24 protein-coding genes are annotated in these 19,785 nt (G+C 69.4%); 12 read left to right on the top strand and 12 right to left on the bottom strand.

Annotated features, from left to right (window positions below):
- Window positions 1–77: 77 nt before the first annotated feature.
- The 4 genes from ACLJPX_RS02715 to ACLJPX_RS02700 are packed head-to-tail and all read left to right on the top strand — an operon-like array spanning window position 78 to window position 2,381.
- Window positions 78–794 (top strand): transglycosylase SLT domain-containing protein, encoded by a 717-nt coding sequence (locus ACLJPX_RS02715; protein ID WP_410598557.1) that lies wholly within the window; start codon window positions 78–80, stop codon window positions 792–794.
- 17 nt (window positions 795–811) lie between these two features.
- The gene (locus ACLJPX_RS02710) at window positions 812–1,840 is read left to right on the top strand and encodes a CHAP domain-containing protein (RefSeq protein WP_410598556.1); all 1,029 of its coding nucleotides are present in this window, start codon (window positions 812–814) and stop codon (window positions 1,838–1,840) included.
- Window positions 1,837–2,103: a YbaB/EbfC family DNA-binding protein gene (locus ACLJPX_RS02705; protein WP_410598555.1), complete on the top strand. Its 267-nt coding sequence runs from the start codon at window positions 1,837–1,839 to the stop codon at window positions 2,101–2,103. Before ACLJPX_RS02710 ends, ACLJPX_RS02705 begins: the two co-directional genes overlap by 4 nt.
- Window positions 2,100–2,381, top strand: a complete 282-nt coding sequence (locus ACLJPX_RS02700; RefSeq protein WP_410598554.1) for a hypothetical protein — start codon at window positions 2,100–2,102, stop codon at window positions 2,379–2,381. The genes ACLJPX_RS02705 and ACLJPX_RS02700 overlap by 4 nt, the downstream gene beginning before the upstream one ends.
- On the opposite strand, the gene ACLJPX_RS02695 is transcribed toward ACLJPX_RS02700, so the two are convergent.
- Complete coding sequence (locus tag ACLJPX_RS02695) at window positions 2,376–3,146, bottom strand: ESX secretion-associated protein EspG (RefSeq protein ID WP_410598553.1); 771 nt, start codon at window positions 3,144–3,146, stop codon at window positions 2,376–2,378. The genes ACLJPX_RS02700 and ACLJPX_RS02695 overlap by 6 nt on opposite strands.
- Window positions 3,147–3,243: 97 nt before the next feature.
- Between ACLJPX_RS02695 and ACLJPX_RS02690 the strand changes: the two genes are divergently transcribed.
- Window positions 3,244–4,053, top strand: coding sequence for a helix-turn-helix transcriptional regulator (locus tag ACLJPX_RS02690; protein ID WP_410598552.1), 810 nt, complete (start codon window positions 3,244–3,246; stop codon window positions 4,051–4,053).
- On the opposite strand, the gene ACLJPX_RS02685 is transcribed toward ACLJPX_RS02690, so the two are convergent.
- Genes ACLJPX_RS02685 through ACLJPX_RS02665 form a run of 5 tightly spaced genes read right to left on the bottom strand, consistent with a single transcriptional unit; the run spans window position 4,028 to window position 7,232 of the window.
- Entirely contained in the window at window positions 4,028–4,573 is a 546-nt protein-coding gene (locus ACLJPX_RS02685; RefSeq protein ID WP_410598551.1) for a hypothetical protein, read from the bottom strand. The genes ACLJPX_RS02690 and ACLJPX_RS02685 overlap by 26 nt on opposite strands.
- Window positions 4,570–5,298, bottom strand: coding sequence for a hypothetical protein (locus ACLJPX_RS02680; protein ID WP_410598550.1), 729 nt, complete (start codon window positions 5,296–5,298; stop codon window positions 4,570–4,572). The genes ACLJPX_RS02685 and ACLJPX_RS02680 overlap by 4 nt, the downstream gene beginning before the upstream one ends.
- Window positions 5,298–5,597, bottom strand: coding sequence for a hypothetical protein (locus tag ACLJPX_RS02675; protein WP_410598549.1), 300 nt, complete (start codon window positions 5,595–5,597; stop codon window positions 5,298–5,300). Before ACLJPX_RS02675 ends, ACLJPX_RS02680 begins: the two co-directional genes overlap by 1 nt.
- Entirely contained in the window at window positions 5,594–6,763 is a 1,170-nt protein-coding gene (locus tag ACLJPX_RS02670) for a PPE domain-containing protein (protein ID WP_410598548.1), read from the bottom strand. The genes ACLJPX_RS02675 and ACLJPX_RS02670 overlap by 4 nt, the downstream gene beginning before the upstream one ends.
- The gene (locus tag ACLJPX_RS02665) at window positions 6,753–7,232 is read right to left on the bottom strand and encodes a hypothetical protein (RefSeq protein WP_410598547.1); all 480 of its coding nucleotides are present in this window, start codon (window positions 7,230–7,232) and stop codon (window positions 6,753–6,755) included. Before ACLJPX_RS02665 ends, ACLJPX_RS02670 begins: the two co-directional genes overlap by 11 nt.
- A 204-nt stretch (window positions 7,233–7,436) precedes the next feature.
- Between ACLJPX_RS02665 and ACLJPX_RS02660 the strand changes: the two genes are divergently transcribed.
- Window positions 7,437–8,855: an MFS transporter gene (locus tag ACLJPX_RS02660; protein ID WP_410598546.1), complete on the top strand. Its 1,419-nt coding sequence runs from the start codon at window positions 7,437–7,439 to the stop codon at window positions 8,853–8,855.
- On the opposite strand, the gene ACLJPX_RS02655 is transcribed toward ACLJPX_RS02660, so the two are convergent.
- A complete protein-coding gene (locus tag ACLJPX_RS02655) occupies window positions 8,844–9,314 on the bottom strand; it encodes a MarR family winged helix-turn-helix transcriptional regulator (protein WP_410598545.1) in 471 nt (156 codons plus the stop codon). The genes ACLJPX_RS02660 and ACLJPX_RS02655 overlap by 12 nt on opposite strands.
- A gap of 54 nt (window positions 9,315–9,368) precedes the next feature.
- Here ACLJPX_RS02655 and ACLJPX_RS02650 point away from each other — a divergent pair, with 54 nt between their 5' ends.
- A complete protein-coding gene (locus ACLJPX_RS02650) occupies window positions 9,369–10,007 on the top strand; it encodes a DsbA family protein (protein WP_410598544.1) in 639 nt (212 codons plus the stop codon).
- Here ACLJPX_RS02650 and ACLJPX_RS02645 read toward each other — a convergent pair.
- Entirely contained in the window at window positions 9,970–10,734 is a 765-nt protein-coding gene (locus ACLJPX_RS02645) for an EI24 domain-containing protein (protein WP_410598543.1), read from the bottom strand. The two genes, ACLJPX_RS02650 and ACLJPX_RS02645, sit on opposite strands and share 38 nt — an antisense overlap.
- Before the next feature lie 47 nt (window positions 10,735–10,781).
- Window positions 10,782–12,125, bottom strand: a complete 1,344-nt coding sequence (locus ACLJPX_RS02640) for an FAD-binding protein (RefSeq protein WP_410598542.1) — start codon at window positions 12,123–12,125, stop codon at window positions 10,782–10,784.
- 121 nt (window positions 12,126–12,246) lie between these two features.
- Between ACLJPX_RS02640 and ACLJPX_RS02635 the strand changes: the two genes are divergently transcribed.
- Genes ACLJPX_RS02635 through ACLJPX_RS02625 form a run of 3 tightly spaced genes read left to right on the top strand, consistent with a single transcriptional unit; the run spans window position 12,247 to window position 14,281 of the window.
- Window positions 12,247–13,419 carry an MFS transporter gene (locus ACLJPX_RS02635; protein WP_410598541.1) on the top strand — a complete coding sequence of 391 codons (1,173 nt, stop codon included), beginning with the start codon at window positions 12,247–12,249 and terminating at the stop codon, window positions 13,417–13,419.
- Window positions 13,416–13,832 (top strand): Dabb family protein, encoded by a 417-nt coding sequence (locus ACLJPX_RS02630; protein ID WP_410598540.1) that lies wholly within the window; start codon window positions 13,416–13,418, stop codon window positions 13,830–13,832. The genes ACLJPX_RS02635 and ACLJPX_RS02630 overlap by 4 nt, the downstream gene beginning before the upstream one ends.
- Before the next feature lie 2 nt (window positions 13,833–13,834).
- A complete protein-coding gene (locus ACLJPX_RS02625; RefSeq protein WP_410598539.1) occupies window positions 13,835–14,281 on the top strand; it encodes an ester cyclase in 447 nt (148 codons plus the stop codon).
- Here the strand turns inward: ACLJPX_RS02625 and ACLJPX_RS02620 are convergent.
- The 3 genes from ACLJPX_RS02620 to ACLJPX_RS02610 all read right to left on the bottom strand — a co-directional run bounded on the left by ACLJPX_RS02620 (window position 14,268) and on the right by ACLJPX_RS02610 (window position 17,594).
- Window positions 14,268–15,128 (bottom strand): endonuclease/exonuclease/phosphatase family protein, encoded by an 861-nt coding sequence (locus tag ACLJPX_RS02620; protein WP_410598538.1) that lies wholly within the window; start codon window positions 15,126–15,128, stop codon window positions 14,268–14,270. The two genes, ACLJPX_RS02625 and ACLJPX_RS02620, sit on opposite strands and share 14 nt — an antisense overlap.
- Window positions 15,129–15,689: 561 nt before the next feature.
- On the bottom strand, window positions 15,690–16,727 hold the full coding sequence (locus ACLJPX_RS02615) for a hypothetical protein (protein ID WP_410598537.1): 1,038 nt from the start codon (window positions 16,725–16,727) through the stop codon (window positions 15,690–15,692).
- An 18-nt stretch (window positions 16,728–16,745) separates the two neighbouring features.
- Window positions 16,746–17,594 (bottom strand): hypothetical protein, encoded by an 849-nt coding sequence (locus ACLJPX_RS02610; protein WP_410598536.1) that lies wholly within the window; start codon window positions 17,592–17,594, stop codon window positions 16,746–16,748.
- 120 nt (window positions 17,595–17,714) lie between these two features.
- Here ACLJPX_RS02610 and ACLJPX_RS02605 point away from each other — a divergent pair, with 120 nt between their 5' ends.
- Together ACLJPX_RS02605 and ACLJPX_RS02600 are read left to right on the top strand one after the other, a co-directional pair.
- The gene (locus tag ACLJPX_RS02605) at window positions 17,715–18,287 is read left to right on the top strand and encodes a TetR/AcrR family transcriptional regulator (protein WP_410599082.1); all 573 of its coding nucleotides are present in this window, start codon (window positions 17,715–17,717) and stop codon (window positions 18,285–18,287) included.
- Window positions 18,288–18,295: 8 nt separating this feature from the next.
- Complete coding sequence (locus ACLJPX_RS02600) at window positions 18,296–19,426, top strand: GDSL-type esterase/lipase family protein (protein WP_410599081.1); 1,131 nt, start codon at window positions 18,296–18,298, stop codon at window positions 19,424–19,426.
- The last annotated feature ends 359 nt before the right edge of the window (window positions 19,427–19,785 follow it).

The following is a 19,785-nucleotide window of genomic DNA, read 5'->3' as shown; positions in this document are numbered from 1 at the left end:
TGACCGCCTGTGCAACGCACGTGTCCACGCGTGCAACGCCGGTTCCCCCGGCGCGCACAGGCGGTCAAGCTCGTTCCATGACCAAGCTGACCCCGGAGCAGATCGCCCGGCACGCCTACGACGCCGGTTTCCGGGGTGACGGGCTGACCACGGCGGTGGCGGTCGCGCTCGCCGAGTCCGGCGGGAACACCCGCGCCCACAACGCCACCCCGCCCGACAACTCCTACGGGCTCTGGCAGATCAACATGCTGGGCGCGATGGGGCCGGAACGGCGCAGGCAGTTCGGCCTGGACTCGAACGCCGAACTGTTCGACGCCACCACCAACGCCAAGGCGGCCAACAAGATCTCCGGCGACGGCAAGTCGTGGACCCCGTGGTCGACTTACACGAACGGCGCCTACAAACGTCACCTGCCCGCGGCGCGCAAGGTGGCCGAAGCCGTGCGGAAGCATTCCGGCGGGCATCCGACCGGCACCGGTCTGGGGCGGATCCGGGTCGACAAGCAGACCCTCGACGGCTTCGTGCGACGCACCCGCCGGGTCGGCGACGCGCTCACCTCGGCCTCGGGGAACCAGGTCAAGGACGTCCGGTCGATCGCGGACGACAGCTTCGGCAAGATCGGCAAGGAGTCCGGGTTCGCCGACGCGCTCGGTGACTTCGGCGCCGCCCTGCAGAGCCAGGTCAAGGCGGTCGGCACGTCCGCCGACCGGCTCGCGGACGCCGCCGCCAAGGCCGGGAAGGCCTACCACGACCGTGATTCCTCGGCCGCCGCGCGCCTGGACCGGCTCGCCTGAAAGCGTTGGAGACTTCGATGGACACCCTCACCACAGCCCGGCATTTCGCCGCCGACATCCTGGCGCACCGCAACAAGCTCGCGGGCAAGGCCGAGGACGCCGCCCGCGTCCAGTTCGCCCTGCATCAGGTCTCGAAGACCCTGCACGACCAGCACGACCTGCACAAGAAGGAGACCGACGTCGTCCTGAGCCATTGGGACGGCAAGGCTTCGGAGGAGTTCGAGCGCACCACCATGCGGCTGCGCAAGGACATCCGCACCACCGCCGACGCGAGCGCCGACGCCGAACGGGTCGTCGCCCACGTCATGTCCACTGTGGATGGTGGACACACCGCGGTCCAGCGGCTCGCCGACGAGTACATCGGCAAGGCCAAGAAGCTCCTCGACGACGCCGCCGGGGTGGGCTCACGGGCCGCGATGGTCACCGCGATCGCCGCGGCCGCCGATCTCGCGCCGCGGTACACGAAGCAGTCGGCCGCGACGCTGCGGAAGGTGAACGGCGAACTCACCGACGCCGCGAAACGGCTGCGGGCGCTGCGCAAGGAACTCCGGCACGATGGCGTCGCCGACCGTGCGGTCGCGGACCACTCGTCCGGCCACGAGAAGACCGGAGCCGCCAAGGCGTCCACTCGCGGGCAGAAGGTCGTTTCCGCGGCACGCAAGGAGCTCGGCACGCGGGAGAACCCTCCAGGCAGCAATCGGAACCCGTACGGACCGACGGCACCGTGGTGCGCGTCGTTCGCCACCGCGATGTGGCGCAAGGCCGGGGTGAAGATCCCGATCCTGCCCTTCACCGGCGACGTCTACCGCTGGGGTCAGCGGCACGACAAGGCATACGGCAAGAACTCGTTGAAGCAGGCCAAACCGGGTGACGTGCTGTTGTTCGGGACCGGACCGCAGAGCCCGTCGACGAGCACCCACATCGGCATCGTGGAGAAGGTGGAAGGCGACAAGGTGACGATGATCGAGGGCAACTCGGGCGATTCCGTGCGCCGCAACACGCACACGTTGTCCAGCGCCACCTTCTACGGCGGAGTGCGCCCGTGACCACCGGAAGCGCGCGGGACCGCGTGATCACGGTCGAGGTCGAACCGGGCGGGGCGCTGCGGGATCTGCGGATCGAGGAGGCCGCGCTGCGGCTCGGCCCTCAGGAACTCTCGAGGCGGATCCTCGGTCTCGTCGAGCGGGCGACGGCTCAGGCGAGCCGACGTCTCGAACTGGACGACGCGGACTCCCTGGGCCTCGGCACGAGCGCTGAACTGGCCGAAGCGATCGAAGAGACGACTCCGGAGACCTGGAGGGTGCAGTGATCGACGAACGCAGTGTCGAGCAGTTGCTCGAAGACGCCGAAACCCCGGACACCGACTACCGCGGACGACTGGCCGCGGTCACCGGCGAGGCCGGCAGCGACGGCGTCACCGTGACGGTCGACCTGTACGGGAAGCCGGTCGGGCTGCGGTTCGACCGGCTCGCGCTCACCTCGCGCGCGAGCGACCTGTCGGCGCTCGTGCTCCGGCTCGCCGCGACGGCCACCGTCATGGCGCTCGACGCCGGTGAGTCCGTTGTGGACGGTCTCGCGTGGTCATGAGATGTCGTCGATCATCGACGTCAGGCGTCCGGCGAGCCAGTCCGCGTCGGCCGGGGTGACCATCACCCACGGCTCCCCGCCGACGTTCTCGTGGGTGACGGCGTAGCGGCCGGCCTCGGTGTCGAACCAGCTGAGCACCGGGCTCCGGCCGCGGCCGCCGGTGACCGCGAGCTGCCCTGCCCCGTACCGCGCCGACGTCACCATCGTCGCGAGGGGCCGCACGCCGCGCCCGGTGATCCCGGCTTCGGCCAGGGCGCGCTCGAAACCGTCGTAACCCGCTCTCGCGAAGCCGTCCATGGCCGCCGAGAAAGCGGCTCGCGGCAACCGGATCTGCTCTCCCGGCCCGGGCACGCCGTCACCGAGCATCCGGCCGACGGTGACGATCAGGTCGTTCGCCCGCAACGGTTCGAGGACCAGGTCCTTTTCGTCGAGCACCGCCAGTACGCCATGGGCACCCCGGACGGCCGCGAGCATCCGCCACGGCTGTTCGCCGAGCACGAGCGCGTCCACCGACAGCGCGGGTGAGCCCAGAAGGACGAACAGGTCCTCGATCGCCGGGTCGACGTCGTCGCCGCTGGTGAACCCTGCCTCGGCCAGCGCGGCGAAGACTTGTTCGCCCAGTTCGTCCCGTTCGTCCATGGTTTCGCCGTGCGAGGCCACTTCGAGCGGGTAGGGCAGCTCACCGTTTCCGAGATCAGCCCACAGCAGGTCGAATTCCCGATGTGACAGGACGATGCCCGCCGAACTGCCCGAACGCCGCGCCATGGCCGCCCCTCCCCTTTTCTCCGCCACTCGGCGGGCACGATACCGATCGAACGGTGAAGATGAACGCGAAAACCCGACGAATCCGCGAACGGTGCCCATGACCGAACCAGAAGTCGCGACCGGACAGCTGATCGTCCGTGCCTCCGGCGCCGCGGCGGCGCGTGCGGCCATCCTCGGCGACCGGAAGACCGGCCCGGACGGCATCCAGCTCCTCCTGCGGTGCACGGTTCCACGGGCTGTCGCCGAGGAAGGCGCGAAACTCGGCTTCGCGGGCTGTGTCCTGCACGTGCTGCCGGTCGGCGGGCACGACGGCGAAGCACCCGGCAGGCGCGGCGTCGTCATGCTGACCCTTCCGGCGGCGGAACTCTCGTTGTCCTTCACCGAATTGCGCCCGCTGATGTTCCGCCCCGTCGACGTCGACGGGGCGCTGCGGGCGTTGTTCTCCAGCTCGATCGCCCATGTTCTCGCGGTCGGCTCGTCGCTCGATCCGCATGGCCTCGCGCACCACCTGCGCGGACTCGCGGAACTGGTGCTGCGCAGTGTGCTGCGGGCCGAACTCGACCGCGCAGACGCGCTCGCGACCCGCCGGCGCGAGGCCGTCCGGTACATGCGCGACCATCTCGCCGACCCCTCGCTGAGCGCGGATCAGGTGGCCGAGGCGCTCTACATCTCGCGACGTCGGCTCTACCAGCTGTTCGACGACGGTCAGGGCATCTCCGAACGGATCAAGGGGCTGCGGGTCGAGCGGGCGAAGACTCTGCTGGCGGATCCGGCCAAGGCCGCGCGGGGGATCGCCGAGATCGCCAAGGACTGCGGCTTCGCCAGCGCGGCCCATTTCTCGCGCTCTTTCCGGAAGGCTGTCGGGGACACGCCCCGCGAGTTCAGGGAACGCGCGCTGGAGCACTGAGGTCCACTCCCGCGACGAGGGTGCCCGCGAGCGCGGCGACGTCCAGCCAGCCGCGGCCACCGGGCGAGTGCAGGGTGAACACCGCGACGCGCGGGCGTTCCGGGTCGAGAACGACGGCCTGCAGCTGCGCGCCCGGCCCGTCCACGGCGATGCGCTCGACGATCACCACCGGATATCCGCGAGCCGTCGTCGCGGTGCTGACCTCGCGAATCCCTGGCGTGGTGTCGGCGGCGAACCAGCTCAGTTCCGCGGCGGCTTCGACACTCAGCGGTCGTTCGACGGGGATCGACCCGGCGAGCAGCAACGCCGGGTCGGCGTCACGATGCTCGGCGATCGCCAGCAGTCCCGCGCGGTGCTCGTGGGCGCGTTCGGCGGCCTGGATCGCGGCGGACTCCAGCCCGAGGTCGCGTTCGGCGTCCGGGCCGCGGAGCCGGATGAGCAGCGCGTGCAGTTCGGCCGTCGTGCGTTCCACCGACGCCAGGGAGACCGGGGTGATTCCCGGGACCGCGGTGAGTTTCACCGGCCACCCAGGGAAACGGCCGCCGCGAAAGCACCGACCGCGCCGGACGGCGGGGTGAGGGCCGGACCGGGAGCGCGGGCCAGTGAAGCCGCGAGTTCTTTGCCCAGCGAGGAGAATCGTTCCATGCCACTGGCGACTTCCGCGAAGGACGCGGTGCCGTCCGGCGTCTCACCCAAGCCTGTTCCGGGCTCGCCGAGCGCCCTCAGCCGGCCTTCGACGCGCGACGCTTCGGCCCGGTGAGCCGCTTCCAGCGCACGAGCTTGCTCCAGGACGCGGTCGAGTTCACGCCGCACGTCCTCGTGTCGCACTCTCGCCGCCGCGAGTTCGGCCTGTGCCACCGCGCCGCCGGCGGCGAACTGGACGGCCGTTTCCGCGATCTCGACGGCGTCCTCCGCGTCGGTGAGCGCGCGCCGCAGCGTCACGGCCCGCCGGTCGAGTTGCTCGGCGCGCCGTACTCCGGCGACGACCATGCCCGCCCATGCGGTGAGGATGTCCGCCGTGGCACGAAGGACGGCAGGCGCGGGTTCGAGCACCGTCCTCGCCGCGGCGGCACGGGCGGCGACGGTTCCGGAAGCGTCCCCCTCCCATTCACGCGGCATTTCGATCCGGATGGCGGTCGCCGCGTCGAGTTTCGCGGCCGCCTCCGAACACCGCTGGGCAGCGGCCACGACAGCGTCCGCGTCGCCCTGAACCGGGTCGAAACCGAGACCCCTGAACCCGGGCATCAGGAGCCCCCGTCCGCACGCCGCAGTGCCCGGACGGCGTCGTCGTCGGTGTCCTCATAGGACTTCGCCGCCGTGAGGATCCCAGCCGCCGCACCGGCGAACTCGGCGTGCGCCGCGGCAAGGGAACCCGACCACGGCCGGATCAGCCCGTCGAGTGCGGCCGCGATCCCGGGCGGCCCCAGATCGCCCGCGGCGACGCCTTCGGTCAGCCGCGCGGCGTCGCCCAGGTCCTCCGCGACGTCTTCGAACTGCCGCGCGAGCGCCCGCAGTCGCTCCGGCTCGGCGCGGTAGCCGCTCATTCGCCGAACACCGGCGGATAGGCGGGCGGGAGATCGTCGAGGAGGTCGTATCCGCTTCCGTAGCGGTCGCGGTGTTCCTTGTCCTCTTCCCGCTGGGTGCCGGTCATCGGCGGGTACATGCCGAAACCCGCTCCCCCGGCGCCACCGCGGGCACCCGCGGCGCCCTGGCCGAATCCACCGGCGGCCGGAGTGGCCGCGCCACCAAAGCCACCCGCGAAACCCGCGCCGGTACCCCGGCCACTCCTGGCGGCGTCCTCGACGGAGAGAACGCCACCGGGCAGGGAAGAACCAGGCCCGCTCACCCCGGTCGTCCCTCCGGACGGGAGGTCCACGACTCCGGCCGAGGCCGCGTACGTGGCGCTGTCGTCGGGGTTCACGACGTCCGGTCCCGAGGTCTCCGGTGCTGGAACCGGAACTGGGCGCGGCGGAACAGGCTCGGGCCGGGGCGGCACGGGCACGACAGGTGCGATGGGCCGAGCGGGAAGTGGCTGTGGCGCCTGGATTTCGGCCGCTTTCGGCGGGGCCTCGAACATCGGCGGCAACCGGTGCCGGACGCCCTGGCTGGCCTCTTCGTACTGGTCCATCACCCGGACGGCTTCGGCCTTGGCCCGGTCCGCCTCGCGTTTGGTCGGGAGCTTGTCGTCGAGGAGGTCGTCCATCATGTACGCGCCGTTGGGTCCGTCGAGCGCCTTCACCGCGTAGCCCTCGCGGAACCAGCGCTCGGCGTCGTAGTGCACCGGCTCCGGCATCTTCCGGCGCGCTTCGGTGATCGCCGAGGTGTACGCGTCGAGCCCGTCGCCGATCTGCCGGGAGTTCTGCGCGGCCTCGCTGGCCCAGGCGGTGAGGCGGTGCGCGGACTCGGCGGCCTGCGCCGAAGACGGGCCGTGCCAGGACAGCAGCAGCTTCTGAACGATGGTGCGGACCTCGGCGGTCGCCGTGTCGACGCCCTTGGCCAGCTCGCCCCAGCGATGCGCCTGCTCCCCCAGTTTCGGCGGCTCGGCGGATTTGATCATGTCCCACAGCTGGCGGTGCTCGTAGCACTCCCAGTTGATCTTCCCGAGCGCGCCTTCCTTCAGGTTGGCCTTCCGGCGGCGGACCACCTTCTTCTGCTTGGCCTTTGCCCGGGCGCTCAGCGGATGCTTGTCGGTGTAGTACTCACCGCTCATCGGTCCCCCTCGCCACGGTGTCGACGGCGGACGCGTTCGCTTCGTCGGTGCGGACGTGCTGCTCGGCGACCAGGCCGATCGCGGCACGGAAGGCGGCGAGCTCGGCCAGATAGGACTCGAGCGCGACCTGCACGCCCCCTTCCTCCGCCCCGCCCCGGCGGGCGAACGACCGGCGCATCGGCACGGACACGGGACCTTTGCCGTCGGCCAGCGGGGTCCCCAGCTCGCGGGCGTCCGCCAGATGCGCCTCCAGCACCCGTTGGCGCTCGTCCAGCGCCTTCAACGCCTCCGCGATCTCCGCGTGGTCCAATTCGATGCGATCCGAGCCGTCGGCGACAATGGCCGCGGCACCCTCACCCGTCGGTTTCTCGACCTGATCGGCCTTGCCGACCGGACCGGTCGGCCGCCGCTGCTCGCGCAGCTCTTCGCGGATCCGCTCGGCCTCCGCCTTGCCGTGCACCTTGACCATGTCGCGCGCTCCCTCTCGTCACCGACGCGGACATCCTCGCCGTTCCGGCGCGCCAAGACCAGTGCCGGATACACACCGGGACACGAACCCTGCACAACCGGTCAACCTTCACAGAACAGGGCCTTGGCAACACAGTCGCGCCAACCCTATAGTCTGTTTCACAGATTATCTGTATCACAGATTAATTCCGAGGGGATCCGACCGATGCTCGAAGACTGCGGCCCGCATGGCCGGTCACGGCAACTCGCACTCGCCGTGTTGTGCCTGGCTTCGCTGATGGTGGTGCTCGACGGCACGATCGTGGTGGTGGCCTTGCCGTCCATCCAGGCCGATCTCGGCTTCACGCCGTCGAATCTGGCCTGGATCGTGAACGCCTACCTCGTGCCCTTCGGCGGTCTGCTCCTGTTCTCGGGCAGGCTGGGCGACTTGATCGGCAGACGGCGGGTGTTCCTGATCGGGCTGAGCGTCTTCACCGTCGCGTCGCTGCTCTGTGGCTTGGCGAGCGACCAGGCCACGCTCATCGCCTTCCGCTGTCTGCAAGGCATCGGTGGCGCGCTCACCACGTCGGTCGTGCTCGGCATGATCGTCACGCTCTTCCCCGGACAACCCGAGCAGGGCAAGGCACTCGGGCTCTTCGGCTTCGTCCAGGCGGGCGGGGCATCCCTCGGGATGATCCTGGGAGGCGTGCTCACGCAGGGTCTCAGCTGGCACTGGACGATGCTGGTGAACGTGCCCATCGGCATCGTCGTCGCCCTCGCGACCTTCGCGATCATCGAACGGGACAGCGGCGCGGGCCTGCGAGCGGGTGTCGACGTCATCGGAGCAGTGCTGGTGACCTCGGGCGCGATGCTGCTGGTCTACGTCATCGTCGACACCGGCGAGCCCGTCCGGCGCTGGTCCTTGCTCGCGCTCGCGGTGCTTTTGCTGGCGGGTTTCGTCCTTCGCCAGAAAAAGGCGCCGGTACCGCTGATGCCACTGGCGTTGTTCCGCTCCCGCCCGGTGACCGGCGGGAACATCGTCATGATCCTCATGGTGGCGGGCATGATGGGCTTCCAGTTCCTCACCGCCCTTTACCTGCAGCAGGTTCTCGAACTCGACGCGCTCACCACCGGGTTCGCCTTCCTGCCGACCCCGGTCGCGAACGCCGTCGTCGCGCTCTGGCTCGGGCCTCGGCTGATCGGCCGTTTCGGTACCCGCCCGGTCCTGGCAGGCGGGCTCCTCGTCGCGGCGGCGGGACTGGCGTTGCTGACCCGGGCCCCGGTCGACGGGCTCTACTTCACCGACGTGCTCCCGCCACTTCTGCTGGCCGGGATCGGGATGGGCGCCGCGGTACCCGCCGTCATCGGCACCGCCATGTCGTCCGGATCGCCGGAACACACCGGTGTCACCTCGGGTCTGGTGAACACCACCCTGCAGATCGGCGCGGCCATGGGCACCGCCGTACTGGCGACCGTCGCCGCTTCCCGCGCCTCGTCACTGGTCGAAACCGGTGTGGGACAACGGGAAGCGGCGGCGTCCGGCTTCCGGGTCGCCTATCTGGGAAGCACGGTCTTCGTCGTGCTGGCCATCATCGCCGCACTCGTGCTCGTGCCGGCGCGGACGGAGTCCCTCTCACGTGGCTGAGCGCAGGTTGTGCGCGACGACGGCGCGCAGCATCTCCCGGAACCGGTCCTGGTCCTTCTCCGTCAACGGAGCCAGTACCTCGGCCTCCGCGGCCAGGATCGCTTCCTTGGTCTTGTCCAGCAGCTTCCGGCCCGCCTCGGTGCCCAGGACCAGTTTGTTCCGCCTGTCACCCGGGTCCACCGTACGTTCCACCAGCCCGGCGGACACCAGGTCGTCGACCAGGTACACCATCACGGTGCGGTCGATGCCGAGTTGCTTGCCCAGCTGCGCCTGGTTTCGCGCGCTCCCGCGTACCGCGCCGCACAGCGCCTGGAAGCCGCGCAAGCCGTGCGGAACCTCGGAGACAGCGTCCTCAAGAACGGATCCATGCGCCTGGCATGCCTGCCCCAACAGCCAGCCGAGATTGTCATCCAGCCCTTGCGGGAGCGCGTCGATCGCCGAACCTGTCACCCGGCCCATGCTAGCGCGTGAGCGCAGATCGTCTTCTCGACAGAGCATTCCCGGAGGCGGAACATGCAGGTAGAAGTGTGGTCCGACGTCGGCTGCCCGTGGTGTTACCTGGGCAAACGCCGCCTGGACAAGGCGATCGGCCGGTTCGAACACGATGGTGACGTCGAGGTCGTGTGGCGCAGCTTCCAACTCGCCCCGCACTACCCGCGCGGCGCGGCCCGGCCGCTCTACGAGGCTCTCATCGAGCAGACGGGCGGAACCCTCGCCGAGGTGCGTTCGATGGTCGGCAGGGTCACCGAGCCCGCGGCGGCCGAAGGCCTGACGTACGACTTCGACAGCGCCTACATGTGCAACACCTTCGACGCCCATCGTGTCGCCCAGTTCGCGGGGCGACATGGACTCGGAGCCCGCGCCCACGAACGACTGATGCGCGCGCTACTGGTCGACGGCGAGATCCTCGACGACACCGAGACCCTCGTCCGCCTCGCGGTCGAGATCGGCTTGGACGCCGAAGAGACGCGCCAAGTCCTGGCCGGAGACGACTACGCCGACGCGGTCCGGGAAGACGCTCGTGAGGCGAGGCGACTGGGTGCCCGCGGAGCGCCGTTCTTCGTCTTCGACCGCACCCTCGGCATCTCCGGCGCGGAGTCGGTCGACGTCTTCCTCAGCGTACTTCGTGAGGCTCACGCACGGTCGGCGTGAGGACGTCGCGGGCGACGAGCACCCCGCCGACGAAGCCCATCGGCATCACGATCAGCGCGGCGAAGGGGATCAGGCACAGCAGCGACACGGGAAGCCCCAGCCCGAGAGCGAGCGCGCGGCGCTTGCGCAGCAGTCGCCGCCGCTCCTTCAGGCCCATCCCCCGCCGGTAGAACGGCACGGCGATCAGTTCCAGCGCCAGGAACCACGCCGTGACCAGTGCCAGCAGGACCGGCACGACGGTCTGCCCCACCACGGGGACGAAGCCCGCGATCAGGAGCGGGATCGTGAACATCAGCGAGCGCAGCACCAGCGACAGCCCGTCCTTCAAGCCCATCACCAGCAACCGCCACCCCGACAACTCCACCGCGCCGGGAACGCCGCCGAGATCGTCTTCGACCTTCTCCGCGATGTGCTCGTAGAACGGCCCGCCGATGGCGAGGGTGATCGCTGTGAACCCGATCATGGCGATGGCCAGCGCCACCCCGAACACCGCGGCACCCGCCGCCACCCGCACCGCGGTCCGCAAACCCTCGTCCCAGTCGTCCGCGAAGGGGGTGAGCAGCAGCGCAAGATCGTCGATCCAGAACGCCAGCGCGACGACTCCGCCGAGGAGCAGCAGCGTGGTCAGCACCGCGGGCAGCGCCCCGATCAGCAGCAGTCTCGGTGACCGCAGCAGGATGCCCAGGCCTTGCCCGAACATCCGGAAACCCTTGAAGAAATCCCGCATCGGACATTTCTACCAGTGTCCGGGATGTCCGGTGCCGGCCGCAGGTGTCAAGGAACCCGCAACCGCTGCCCAGGGTTGAGCAGGTTCCCCGGCGCGTACCGGGCCTTCGCCTCGGCGAGCTTCGGCCAGGCGGCACCGAAGTGCGCACGCCAGTCCTCTGTGGACATCGGCAGCGCGTTCGACGGGTAGACCTTCCCACCCAGGTCCCGGGCCTTCCGGTAGAGATCCACGTTCAATTCCAGCAAGCGCGCGTTGTGCAGCGGGTCGTCCGGGAAACCGTTGCGCAGCGGGGAGAAGAGCCAGGAGATCTCCCCCTGAGGCACGCTGAACAGAGGGGTCTCCAACCGGTCGTTCCGCACCGGATAGAGGAGGATCAGCCCCGTGGCGCCCAGTTCGGCTTCGCCGGTGGCCGCGAGGGTCTCGGCCACGATCTGCTCGACCGTGCCGTCGGTGAGGAAGACGTTCAGCCATTGGTGCGGATGGAACCAGCTTCCCTCTGCCCGCAAGGCCGCCTCCCCGTCGGCCATCCGGTTGAGGAATCCGGAATACGTCGTGTCTTCGACTTCGGACTCGCCGAATCCGAGCGAGTCCAGCAGCACAGCCTCGTCCGGTCCCACTGGCGGCGTGTAGTAGGCGACCGCCTCCAGCATGTACCGCCAGCCGTCGCCGTCGGGGATCAGCTGGCCTTCCACGTAAGCGAAGCGACCGTCCACGACGACGGCACGCTGATCCGCCAGGAACGCCGGAAGGGAGTCGTAATAGAGCTTCCACCGCCGGGCCCGCGCCGGTGCCGGGATCAGCCGCAAGGTCGCTCGGGTGATCACCCCGCATTGGCCGAGGCCACCGAGGACGGCGTCGAAGAGTTCGGCATCAGTGTCACGCGAGCAGGTGCGCACCTCGCCGGTTCCGGTGACGACCTCCAGTTCCACCACGCCATCGGTCTGCGTGCCGTGCTGGTGGGTGGCGCCGCCGATCCCGCCGACCACCAGCGTGCCGGCGACGGTCAACTCGAGGTAGTCGGTGAGCACCGGCGGTGTCAGCCCGTGCGGCAGCGTCGTTTCCAGTACTTCACGCCAGCGAGCTCCTGCCTCCACCGAAACCCGATCCCCGGTGACCATCCGGTGCGGCGGCAGCGCGGTCATGTCCAGCACGATCCCGCCCTCGGCCAATCCCTGGCCGTACGGCGAATGTCCGGCGCCCCGGGCGGCGACCGGCAGGCCACGGGCGGCGGCGAACCTGAGCACCACGGCCACATCGGTCACCGAGGCGGGTCGCACCACCAGGCCGGGCCTCGCGTGGATCAGGTTCCCCCAGTCACGCCCGGCGACGGACAAGGCGGCTTCTCCGGTAAGGATCTCTCCGGCGACGGCGGGCAAGATCTCGTCGGTCATCGCCCCACGTTACCGATGATCTCCGGATCGGTGGTCCGGCTCACCTGCCGCCTCGGCATACCGAGGAGATAGGCGATTTTCACCGACGCGAGCGCGGGGGCGCCGCTGCGAGGTTGGTGACGTGACGAACCGAGCAGCCTCCTTGACGCCGACGCGCCTGGCCCGCGGCACCGTGCTGGCAGCGGCGACGCTGACCATCATGGCCGCGGCGATCATCGCGCCCAGCCTGCCCGCCATGCGGGAGGTCTTCGCCGGTACGCCCGGCTCGGGACTTCTCGTGCGGCTGGCACTGACCGTGACCTCGCTCGCGATCGCGATCAGCGCGCCGCTGTCCGGGATCTTCGCCGACCGCGTCGGGCGCCGTCCGCTGCTCCTGACCGGGCTCGTGCTCTACGCGATCACCGGCACGGCCGGGTTCTTCGTGAGCGACCTCTCCCTGCTGCTGGTCACCCGGGCCGGGCTCGGGCTCGCCGTCGGCGGGATCATGACCGCGGTCAGCACGCTGATCACCGACTGGTTCGAAGGCCCGGGCCGCGCGTCCTTCCTCGGGCTCCAGCAGGCGTTCGCGAGTCTGGGCGGTGTCGTCTTCCTGCCGCTGGCCGGGCTGCTGGCCACGGTGAGCTGGCAGGCACCGTTCTGGATGTACTCGGCCTCGGCGATCGTGGCCGTCTTCGCGATCGTCTCCCTGCGTGAACCGCCGCGGAGCGATCCCACGGTGCGTGAGGGCCAGCGGGCCCGGCTGCCCGGCCGCATCATCGGCGTGTACGTCCTGGCGCTGGTCGCGACGCTGGTCTTCTACATGGCGCCGACGCAGTTGCCGTTCCTGCTGGAAGGTTTCGGCAGCGGCCCCGCCGTCATCGGCGCCGTGGTCGCCGGGAGCACGCTCACCAGCGTCGCCGGCGCCCTCGCCTTCCCCCACCTGCGCAAACGCCTGAACCCCACCGCGATCACCACGATCAGCGTCGCGCTCCTCGGCGCGGGCTGGCTGCTGATCGGCACCGCGGGCACCGTCGTCCAGGTCGTGGCCGGACTGCTCGTCGGTGGTTTCGGCGTCGGCTTCGTCGTCCCGAACCTCAACCTGCGCCTGGCCGAGTTCGCCGGTCCCGCGCAACGCGGCCGGGTGCTCAGTGGCCTGGTCACCGGGATCTTCCTCGGGCAGTTCCTGTCCCCGCTCGTCGTCCAGCCACTCATCCAGACCATCGGCATCGACGGTGCCTTCACCTCGACCGGCATCGCGATGGCGATCGGAGCGGCGCTCGCCGCTCTTCTCTCGAAACGAAAGGAAGCACGATGATCTACCACGGCAACCGTTTCACCCTCCGGCCCGACGCCTCGCCGGAACAGGTCGAGGAAGCGTTGGAAAGCCTCCGCAACCAGGGCCGGGTCATCCCGTCGGTGAAATCCTTCGTGGTCGGCCGCGATTTCGGCGGCGAGTACGAATGGGGCGCCGTCTTCGTGCTGGAGGATCTCGAAGGCTACTGGGAATACCTCATCCACCCGGCGCACCGGAACACCGACCGGGTCGGGCTGCCTCTGGTCGACAAGTTCGCGTCGTTCGACATCACCGACGACCCGGGCCCCGAGATGGGCGCGAAGATCGCCGAACTGCACCAGCGCCGCTACGACAACGACGCCGAGCTGACCAAGCTGGTCTCCGATCTCGGCGAGTACTCCGGCAGCGCCGCGCCCGGAAAGCACGGTGACTGACGATGGCGGGCGAATTCGCGAAACTGGCCGAATCCTGGGTGGCGATCTGGAACGGCGACCTGGCGCTGACCGAAACCACCGTGCCCGAGGACTTCACCTGGCACGCGGCCCCGCTCGACGGCGGGCCGGTGCGGGCGACCGTCGGCAGGGAGAACCTGAAGACCTGGGTGGGCGGCCTCCGGGCGGCGTTCCCGGATCTGCTGTTCACCGTCCACATCGGACCGATCGTCGACGGGGACGTCCTCGTCCTGCGCTGGCTGGCCGAAGGAACCTACCGAGGCGGGTTCCCCGGCGCGGACGAAGAGCAGGTGGGCCGCCGCGTTTCCTTCCACGGCACGGACATCCTGCGCGTGGCCGACGGGCTGATCGCGGAATACTGGATCAACGCGGACATCCTCTGGCTCTTCGAGCAACTGGGAGTGCGCGAACTCCCCGTCAGGACACCGTGAACGCGCTCAGCACGGCCAGGTGGTCCGACGGCCAGCCCGACCCGCCGCCGAAGGTCCGGGTGCTCTTGGGTGTGATCGATCCGCCGCGGTAGAAGACGAAGTCGATCCGGTCCTGCGGCTCCGGCCTGCCCTGGTTGTCCTTGACCACCGGCGACCAGGTGTCGCCAGGATCGGCGACGGGGTCGGGCCGCAGCTTCCGGTACGAATCGGTGAAACCGCGAGCGGTGAACGCCTTCGTCGTCGGCCAGGCCACCTCGTAGCCGCAGTGCCGGGACTTGGCGGCCGCGGTCCAGTCCTGATGGGACGGGCTGTTGAGGTCGCCGGCGACGATGCCGGGACTGCTGCCCGTCCATTCCGCGATCTGCTCGGCCTGACGGCGGCGGTTCGTCTCGTCGGCGAGGATCGTGCTGACACCGTCCTTGTCGAAGCACGCGTTGTACGGGCCGTATTTCGTGTAGTCCAGGTGGATCGAGTAGACCCAGACCCCGGCGATCTTCGCCGTGATGGCCCTCGCGCCCGTGTCGTTCCACGATTTCCAGTCGGTGGCCTGGATCGGCAGCGCGCTGATCACGTCGATGTCCCAGCCGGGCTCGGTGTGCTGCCAGCCCAGCGCGTCGGCGATCGCTTCGGTGGCGCCGCCGCCGGTCTCCGAAAGCGCCACCACGTTCGCGCCCGAAGCCCGGATCTGGTTCACCACCGAGCCGATCCCGCCGTGCGAGCCCTGCAGCCAGATGTTGAAGCTCAGCACGGTCAGGTTCGTGGCGGCCGAGGCCGGAGCGGCGGTGCCGGCCATCGTGAGCAAGAGGACGGCGAGAACGCCCGCGAGGCGGCGCTTGGCAGAGGTCACGGGATCTTGGTCTACCGGTGGGACGGGGCGAAGTCCAGCCGTCAGACGAGTGTTCAACGACTGGACACTTCGGGTGAACGCGCCGCCGTCCGGCTGTGTCGTGAGTGGTGATTCGGGTTCTATTGAGGGGAAGGGCAAACGTGGTGTGTTCGCGGGCGGGTCGCGCCGAGCCTTCAGCGTCGCGGATCTGGCCGTCCGACGAAAGCCGACCTCATCCCGACCGTCCACAGAGGACACCCCTGGGCGAGTAAGTGTCTGATTGATGACTATTTGCACGCTTTGCGAGCGGGGTCGTGAGTGGTAAAGCGCGTTCTAACCCTCCTTACCACTCACGACCCCCTCGAAAACCGCACATCTAGCCGTTAACCGGACATTCAACCGTCAGAGAGTGTCCCCCTGTGAACACTCGGGGAACGACTGGCGCCCGCTGACCGGTCCAGAACCACGCCGCAAAGGCCATCTCTCAGCCTTGAAGCCAGCGAAGGGGTCCTTCATCGCAGAGGCTCGGTCACGCCACCTTTGACTTACCCGTTCTAACCCGAATCACCACAGGCGCGGCCGCTAACCACCATCCGCGAGTGAGCCACTCCCGCCGGGACCGGTCACGATGACACGGCTGCTCACGACGTTCCCGAACGGGACGATCGTGATCTGCCAGGTCTGCGGCGAGCCGACGTTGATCGTGGTCGTCGCCCGCTTGACCAGGGCCGGGAGGCCGTCGACGGCCAGGGTGCGGAGGTCGAACCGCGGCACCTGGGCGTCGGTCGGCGCGAAGACCACGGTCAGCCGTCGCTCTTCGACCACCACGGTGACCACCTGCGAAACGTCCGCGGCCTCCGCCAGCGAGTCGATCGCCCGCCGCAACTCCCCCTCGCCCAGCAACGATTGACCGACGGTAACGGTGGCCGAGCCCGACGAAGACGTGGTCACGCTCGACGACGTCGAAGACTGCGTCTCTTCCGACCCGGTACGGGACTCCGGGCCGAACAGCTCCGCACGGAACAGGAACAGCACGAGCGCCGCCCCGAGCAGCAATCCGAAGAGCGTGAGCGCGCCGTACCCACAGCCCTCCGCCTGCTCTTGGACCAGACTGGTCTCCGGAGCGGACTCGATCACGGCGCCGACGGCACGGCGCTCCCACTCCGGCGAAGGCCGGTCCACGATCTGCGCCTTCCACGGCCTGTTCGGCGGGTACTGGACGACGAGGATGCCGCCGGGCCGGTGGTTCGGGATGTCCACCAGGTTGACGCCGTGCTGGATCTTGACGCGGTACGTCGCCGCGCCGTCGGGGGCGACGGTGAGGACGAAGTCGACCGGGATGTCGCCCGTTTCCGTACCACTGGCCCGAAGGCTCTCGATCTTCGCGAGCGCGACCACCGGGACGATCGCCGCCTCGCGGGCGCGTCGCGGTGCCCCGGCGAGGTAGAGCAGGATTCCGTAGACGACGGGTAGCCCCAGACCGGCGATGATCAGCGGGACGTACTCGATGATGATGCCGACCACGAAGGCGCACAGTGTCGTCCCGATGACGATCCCGGACAGGAATCCGCGGACGAGGGCGAGCGGGCCGGGGCGGGCGGGTTCGGGGACAGCCGACATGAACGTGACTCCAGACTTTCAGGCCGCGGGCAGCCAGTCGCTGAGGGCGGGGCAGCGCCGGAGCGCCACGAAGATCTTCTTGTCATCGGCCGGTGACGCCGGATCGAACAGCACTTCGGCGGTGGCGATGGTGGTGTCCCGGGTGCGGCGGGTCACCCAGTGCCGGACCCCCGCGACGTCGACGAAGCACAGTGTGACGGTGGTGCCGACGACCCGGGTTCCCGATTCGTCCCCGCCGACGTGCACCTTCACGTCGACGATTTGAGCAGGCACGCGGCGACCGTAGGCCAGCAGCCGGTCCCTGGTCCGGACCATCTCGACGTACCGGCGTGAGACGCGGATGGCGTACCACAGCACGAGGAAGGTCAGGACGAGCATGAGCGCGGGCACCCACCGGTCCGCGTAGTACAGCAGCCATCCCCAGAATCCCCACTTCTCGTCCGTGTGGAAGACCGGGTCGACCGCGATGCCGACGGCGAGCGGCGGAAGCCACTCCCGCGACGATTCCCAGGTGCCGAGGGTACTCGCGGCGAGCAGGAGGACGACCGGGAACACCGATCCCGCCGGGCGGCCCTGGTAGCGCTTCATGGCGACATTGGCGAGGCTCGCCCCGGCGATACCGCCGAAGACGGCGAAGGTTCCCCACACCACGCCGTAGGGCGGGTCACCGTCGGAGCGGTCGTCGAAAACGCTGTCGATCGCCATGGTCCGGAACACCTCGACGAAGGAGCCGAACCCGCGCCCGGCCACGAATCCGCTCACCACGGCGACGGCCGAGGCCACGATCGCGCCGACGAGCAGGCGCCGGTCTCCCCGCCAGCGCTCGATGCGGTCGCGCCGGGCCTGGGCCGGGTCCACTGTGTTCATCACGCTCACCTCCGTTCGGGCTGCGCCCAGCTTCCGTCAGGGCGGCCGCTACCGAACCCAGGTTTTGCCTTCCTAAACACATTAGGCAATTCCCGAATGGACTATGATAAGCTGGCGAACATGGTGCGAGCAGGGCTGACCACGGAACGCGTGGTCCTGGTGGGAGCGGAGATGGCCGACGAGGTCGGCTTCGAGCAGGTGACCCCGACGGAAGTCGCCAAGCGATGCGGCGTCAAGACGGCGAGCCTGTATTCGCACGTGAAGAGCGCCCACGAGCTGAAGACCGGAATCGCCCTGCTGGCCTTGGCCGAACTCGCCGATCTGGCCGCGACAGCAGTGGCGGGCTTGGCAGGGCGGGACGCGCTGATCGCGTTGGCGAACGTCCATCGCGACTACGCCCTCGAACACCCCGGCCGGTTCACCGCCGCGAGGTTCCGGCTCGCCCCGGAACAGGCCGTCACCAGCGCGGGCGTCCGGCACGCCGAGCTGATGCGCGCGATCCTGCGCGGTTACGACCTGGCCGAACCGCACCAGACCCACGCCGTACGGCTGCTGGGCAGTGTCTTCAGCGGCTTCGTCGGGCTGGAGTCCGCCGGCGGCTTCAGTCACAGCACCCCCGGCTCGCAGGAAAGCTGGATCGAAATCCTCGACGCGCTCGACGTCCTGCTGCGCGCTTGGCCCCGAAGGAAATGAACAAGGAAATGCTCACCACCCCGATCACCTCCGACCTCGTCCGCGGCGCCCTCGACCTGGAGCGCACGGAACGCGGCGTACTCCCCCACCGGTTGCCCGCGCGGGCCCGGCAGCAGATCCCCGACGGCCAGCTGGCCATGGCGGAATCGCAGCCGTCCGGTGTCCGGCTGGCCTTCCGCACCACGGCGACGGTCGTCGAACTGGACGTCATCGCCACCAAGCGGGTCTACGTCGGCGTGCCGCCCCGGCCCGACGGCGTCTACGAACTGCTCGTCGACGGGCGCCTCGCCGGACGGGCCAGCGTGACCGAAGGCGACACGCTCACCATCGACATGACCGACGGCAGCATGCGAACCCAACCCGGTCCCGTGCGCACCGTGCGCTTCGCCGATCTGCCCGGTGACGAGAAGGACGTCGAGATCTGGTTGCCGCACGACGAAACCACCCAGCTGGTCGCCTTGCGCACCGACACGACCGTCCACAGTGCACAGACCCGCGGCCGCAGGACCTGGCTGCACCACGGCAGCTCCATCAGTCACGGCTCCAACGCGGCGACCCCGACCGGAACGTGGCCCGCCGTGGCCTCGGCCCTCGCCGGGGTGGAGCTGGTCAACCTGGGTTTCGGCGGCAGCGCGCTGCTCGACCCGTTCACCGCCCGCGCCATGCGGGACACGCCCGCCGACCTGATCAGCGTCAAGATCGGCATCAACCTCGTCAACTCCGACGCGATGCGCCTGCGCGCGTTCGTCCCGGCCGTGCACGGTTTCCTCGACACCGTCCGGGAAGGGCACCCCACCACGCCGCTGCTGGTCGTCTCGCCGATCCACTGCGCGATTCACGAGCACACGCCGGGACCCTGCGCCGTCGCGATGAGCGAGGGAAAGCTGCGGTTCAAGGCCACCGGCGACCCCGCCGAGACCGCCGCGGGAAAGCTGACGCTCACCACGATCCGCGGCGAGCTCGCCCGCATCGTCAAGGAGCGCAGCGCGACCGATCCGAACCTGCGTTACCTCGACGGCCTCACCCTGTACGGCGAGGCGGATCAGGCCGCCATGCCGCTGCCCGACGAACTCCATCCGGACGCGGCCACGCACCGGCTCATCGGGGAACGCTTCGCACGGCTCGCCTTCGACGACTGATCCTGGGTACGGGACCACGCTCACGACCCCGTAGAGAACCCCGTATCCCCTCACGGACCGTCTGCGCGGAGAACGATCTCTAGGCCGGGCGTGTGATCACACCGGTGTTACGGCGCCGTTTGCTGTGCGCGAATGGGTCGGTAGGCCGATCGGTGCGATACCTATCTTTCTTCCTGCCCAACGAAAGTCGGTACCCGGCACCGGTGGACGCGATCACCCTGGATCGAGACCGGATCACCGGTGCCGGGCCACCTTGGCCGTGCCCGGCCACCCACCGCGTCCAGCGTGGCCACCCTTCGCGCTGGATCCTCCCTCGCGAAAGTGAGTTCCCGGTATGCGCACAAACCCCTTAGCCCGTA

Origin of the sequence: Amycolatopsis sp. lyj-90 (assembly GCF_046549035.1) — a bacterium.
Taxonomy (GTDB): domain Bacteria; phylum Actinomycetota; class Actinomycetes; order Mycobacteriales; family Pseudonocardiaceae; genus Amycolatopsis.
The sequence above is the reverse complement of the archived record's forward strand: the minus strand, read 5'-3'. Positions and strand labels throughout refer to the sequence as shown.

Excerpts from the sequence above, each read along its gene's own strand:
- ACLJPX_RS02715 (WP_410598557.1), top strand. The coding sequence starts at position 78 with ATGACCAAGCTGACCCCGGAGCAGATCGCCCGGCACGCCTACGACGCC.
- ACLJPX_RS02710 (WP_410598556.1), top strand. The coding sequence starts at position 812 with ATGGACACCCTCACCACAGCCCGGCATTTCGCCGCCGACATCCTGGCG.
- ACLJPX_RS02695 (WP_410598553.1), bottom strand. The coding sequence starts at position 3,146 with ATGGCGCGGCGTTCGGGCAGTTCGGCGGGCATCGTCCTGTCACATCGG.
- ACLJPX_RS02690 (WP_410598552.1), top strand. The coding sequence starts at position 3,244 with ATGACCGAACCAGAAGTCGCGACCGGACAGCTGATCGTCCGTGCCTCC.
- ACLJPX_RS02680 (WP_410598550.1), bottom strand. The coding sequence starts at position 5,298 with ATGCCCGGGTTCAGGGGTCTCGGTTTCGACCCGGTTCAGGGCGACGCG.
- ACLJPX_RS02675 (WP_410598549.1), bottom strand. The coding sequence starts at position 5,597 with ATGAGCGGCTACCGCGCCGAGCCGGAGCGACTGCGGGCGCTCGCGCGG.
- ACLJPX_RS02670 (WP_410598548.1), bottom strand. The coding sequence starts at position 6,763 with ATGAGCGGTGAGTACTACACCGACAAGCATCCGCTGAGCGCCCGGGCA.
- ACLJPX_RS02665 (WP_410598547.1), bottom strand. The coding sequence starts at position 7,232 with ATGGTCAAGGTGCACGGCAAGGCGGAGGCCGAGCGGATCCGCGAAGAG.
- ACLJPX_RS02660 (WP_410598546.1), top strand. The coding sequence starts at position 7,437 with ATGCTCGAAGACTGCGGCCCGCATGGCCGGTCACGGCAACTCGCACTC.
- ACLJPX_RS02655 (WP_410598545.1), bottom strand. The coding sequence starts at position 9,314 with ATGGGCCGGGTGACAGGTTCGGCGATCGACGCGCTCCCGCAAGGGCTG.
- ACLJPX_RS02650 (WP_410598544.1), top strand. The coding sequence starts at position 9,369 with ATGCAGGTAGAAGTGTGGTCCGACGTCGGCTGCCCGTGGTGTTACCTG.
- ACLJPX_RS02645 (WP_410598543.1), bottom strand. The coding sequence starts at position 10,734 with ATGCGGGATTTCTTCAAGGGTTTCCGGATGTTCGGGCAAGGCCTGGGC.
- ACLJPX_RS02640 (WP_410598542.1), bottom strand. The coding sequence starts at position 12,125 with ATGACCGACGAGATCTTGCCCGCCGTCGCCGGAGAGATCCTTACCGGA.
- ACLJPX_RS02630 (WP_410598540.1), top strand. The coding sequence starts at position 13,416 with ATGATCTACCACGGCAACCGTTTCACCCTCCGGCCCGACGCCTCGCCG.
- ACLJPX_RS02625 (WP_410598539.1), top strand. The coding sequence starts at position 13,835 with ATGGCGGGCGAATTCGCGAAACTGGCCGAATCCTGGGTGGCGATCTGG.
- ACLJPX_RS02615 (WP_410598537.1), bottom strand. The coding sequence starts at position 16,727 with ATGTCGGCTGTCCCCGAACCCGCCCGCCCCGGCCCGCTCGCCCTCGTC.
- ACLJPX_RS02610 (WP_410598536.1), bottom strand. The coding sequence starts at position 17,594 with ATGAACACAGTGGACCCGGCCCAGGCCCGGCGCGACCGCATCGAGCGC.
- ACLJPX_RS02605 (WP_410599082.1), top strand. The coding sequence starts at position 17,715 with ATGGTGCGAGCAGGGCTGACCACGGAACGCGTGGTCCTGGTGGGAGCG.
- ACLJPX_RS02600 (WP_410599081.1), top strand. The coding sequence starts at position 18,296 with ATGCTCACCACCCCGATCACCTCCGACCTCGTCCGCGGCGCCCTCGAC.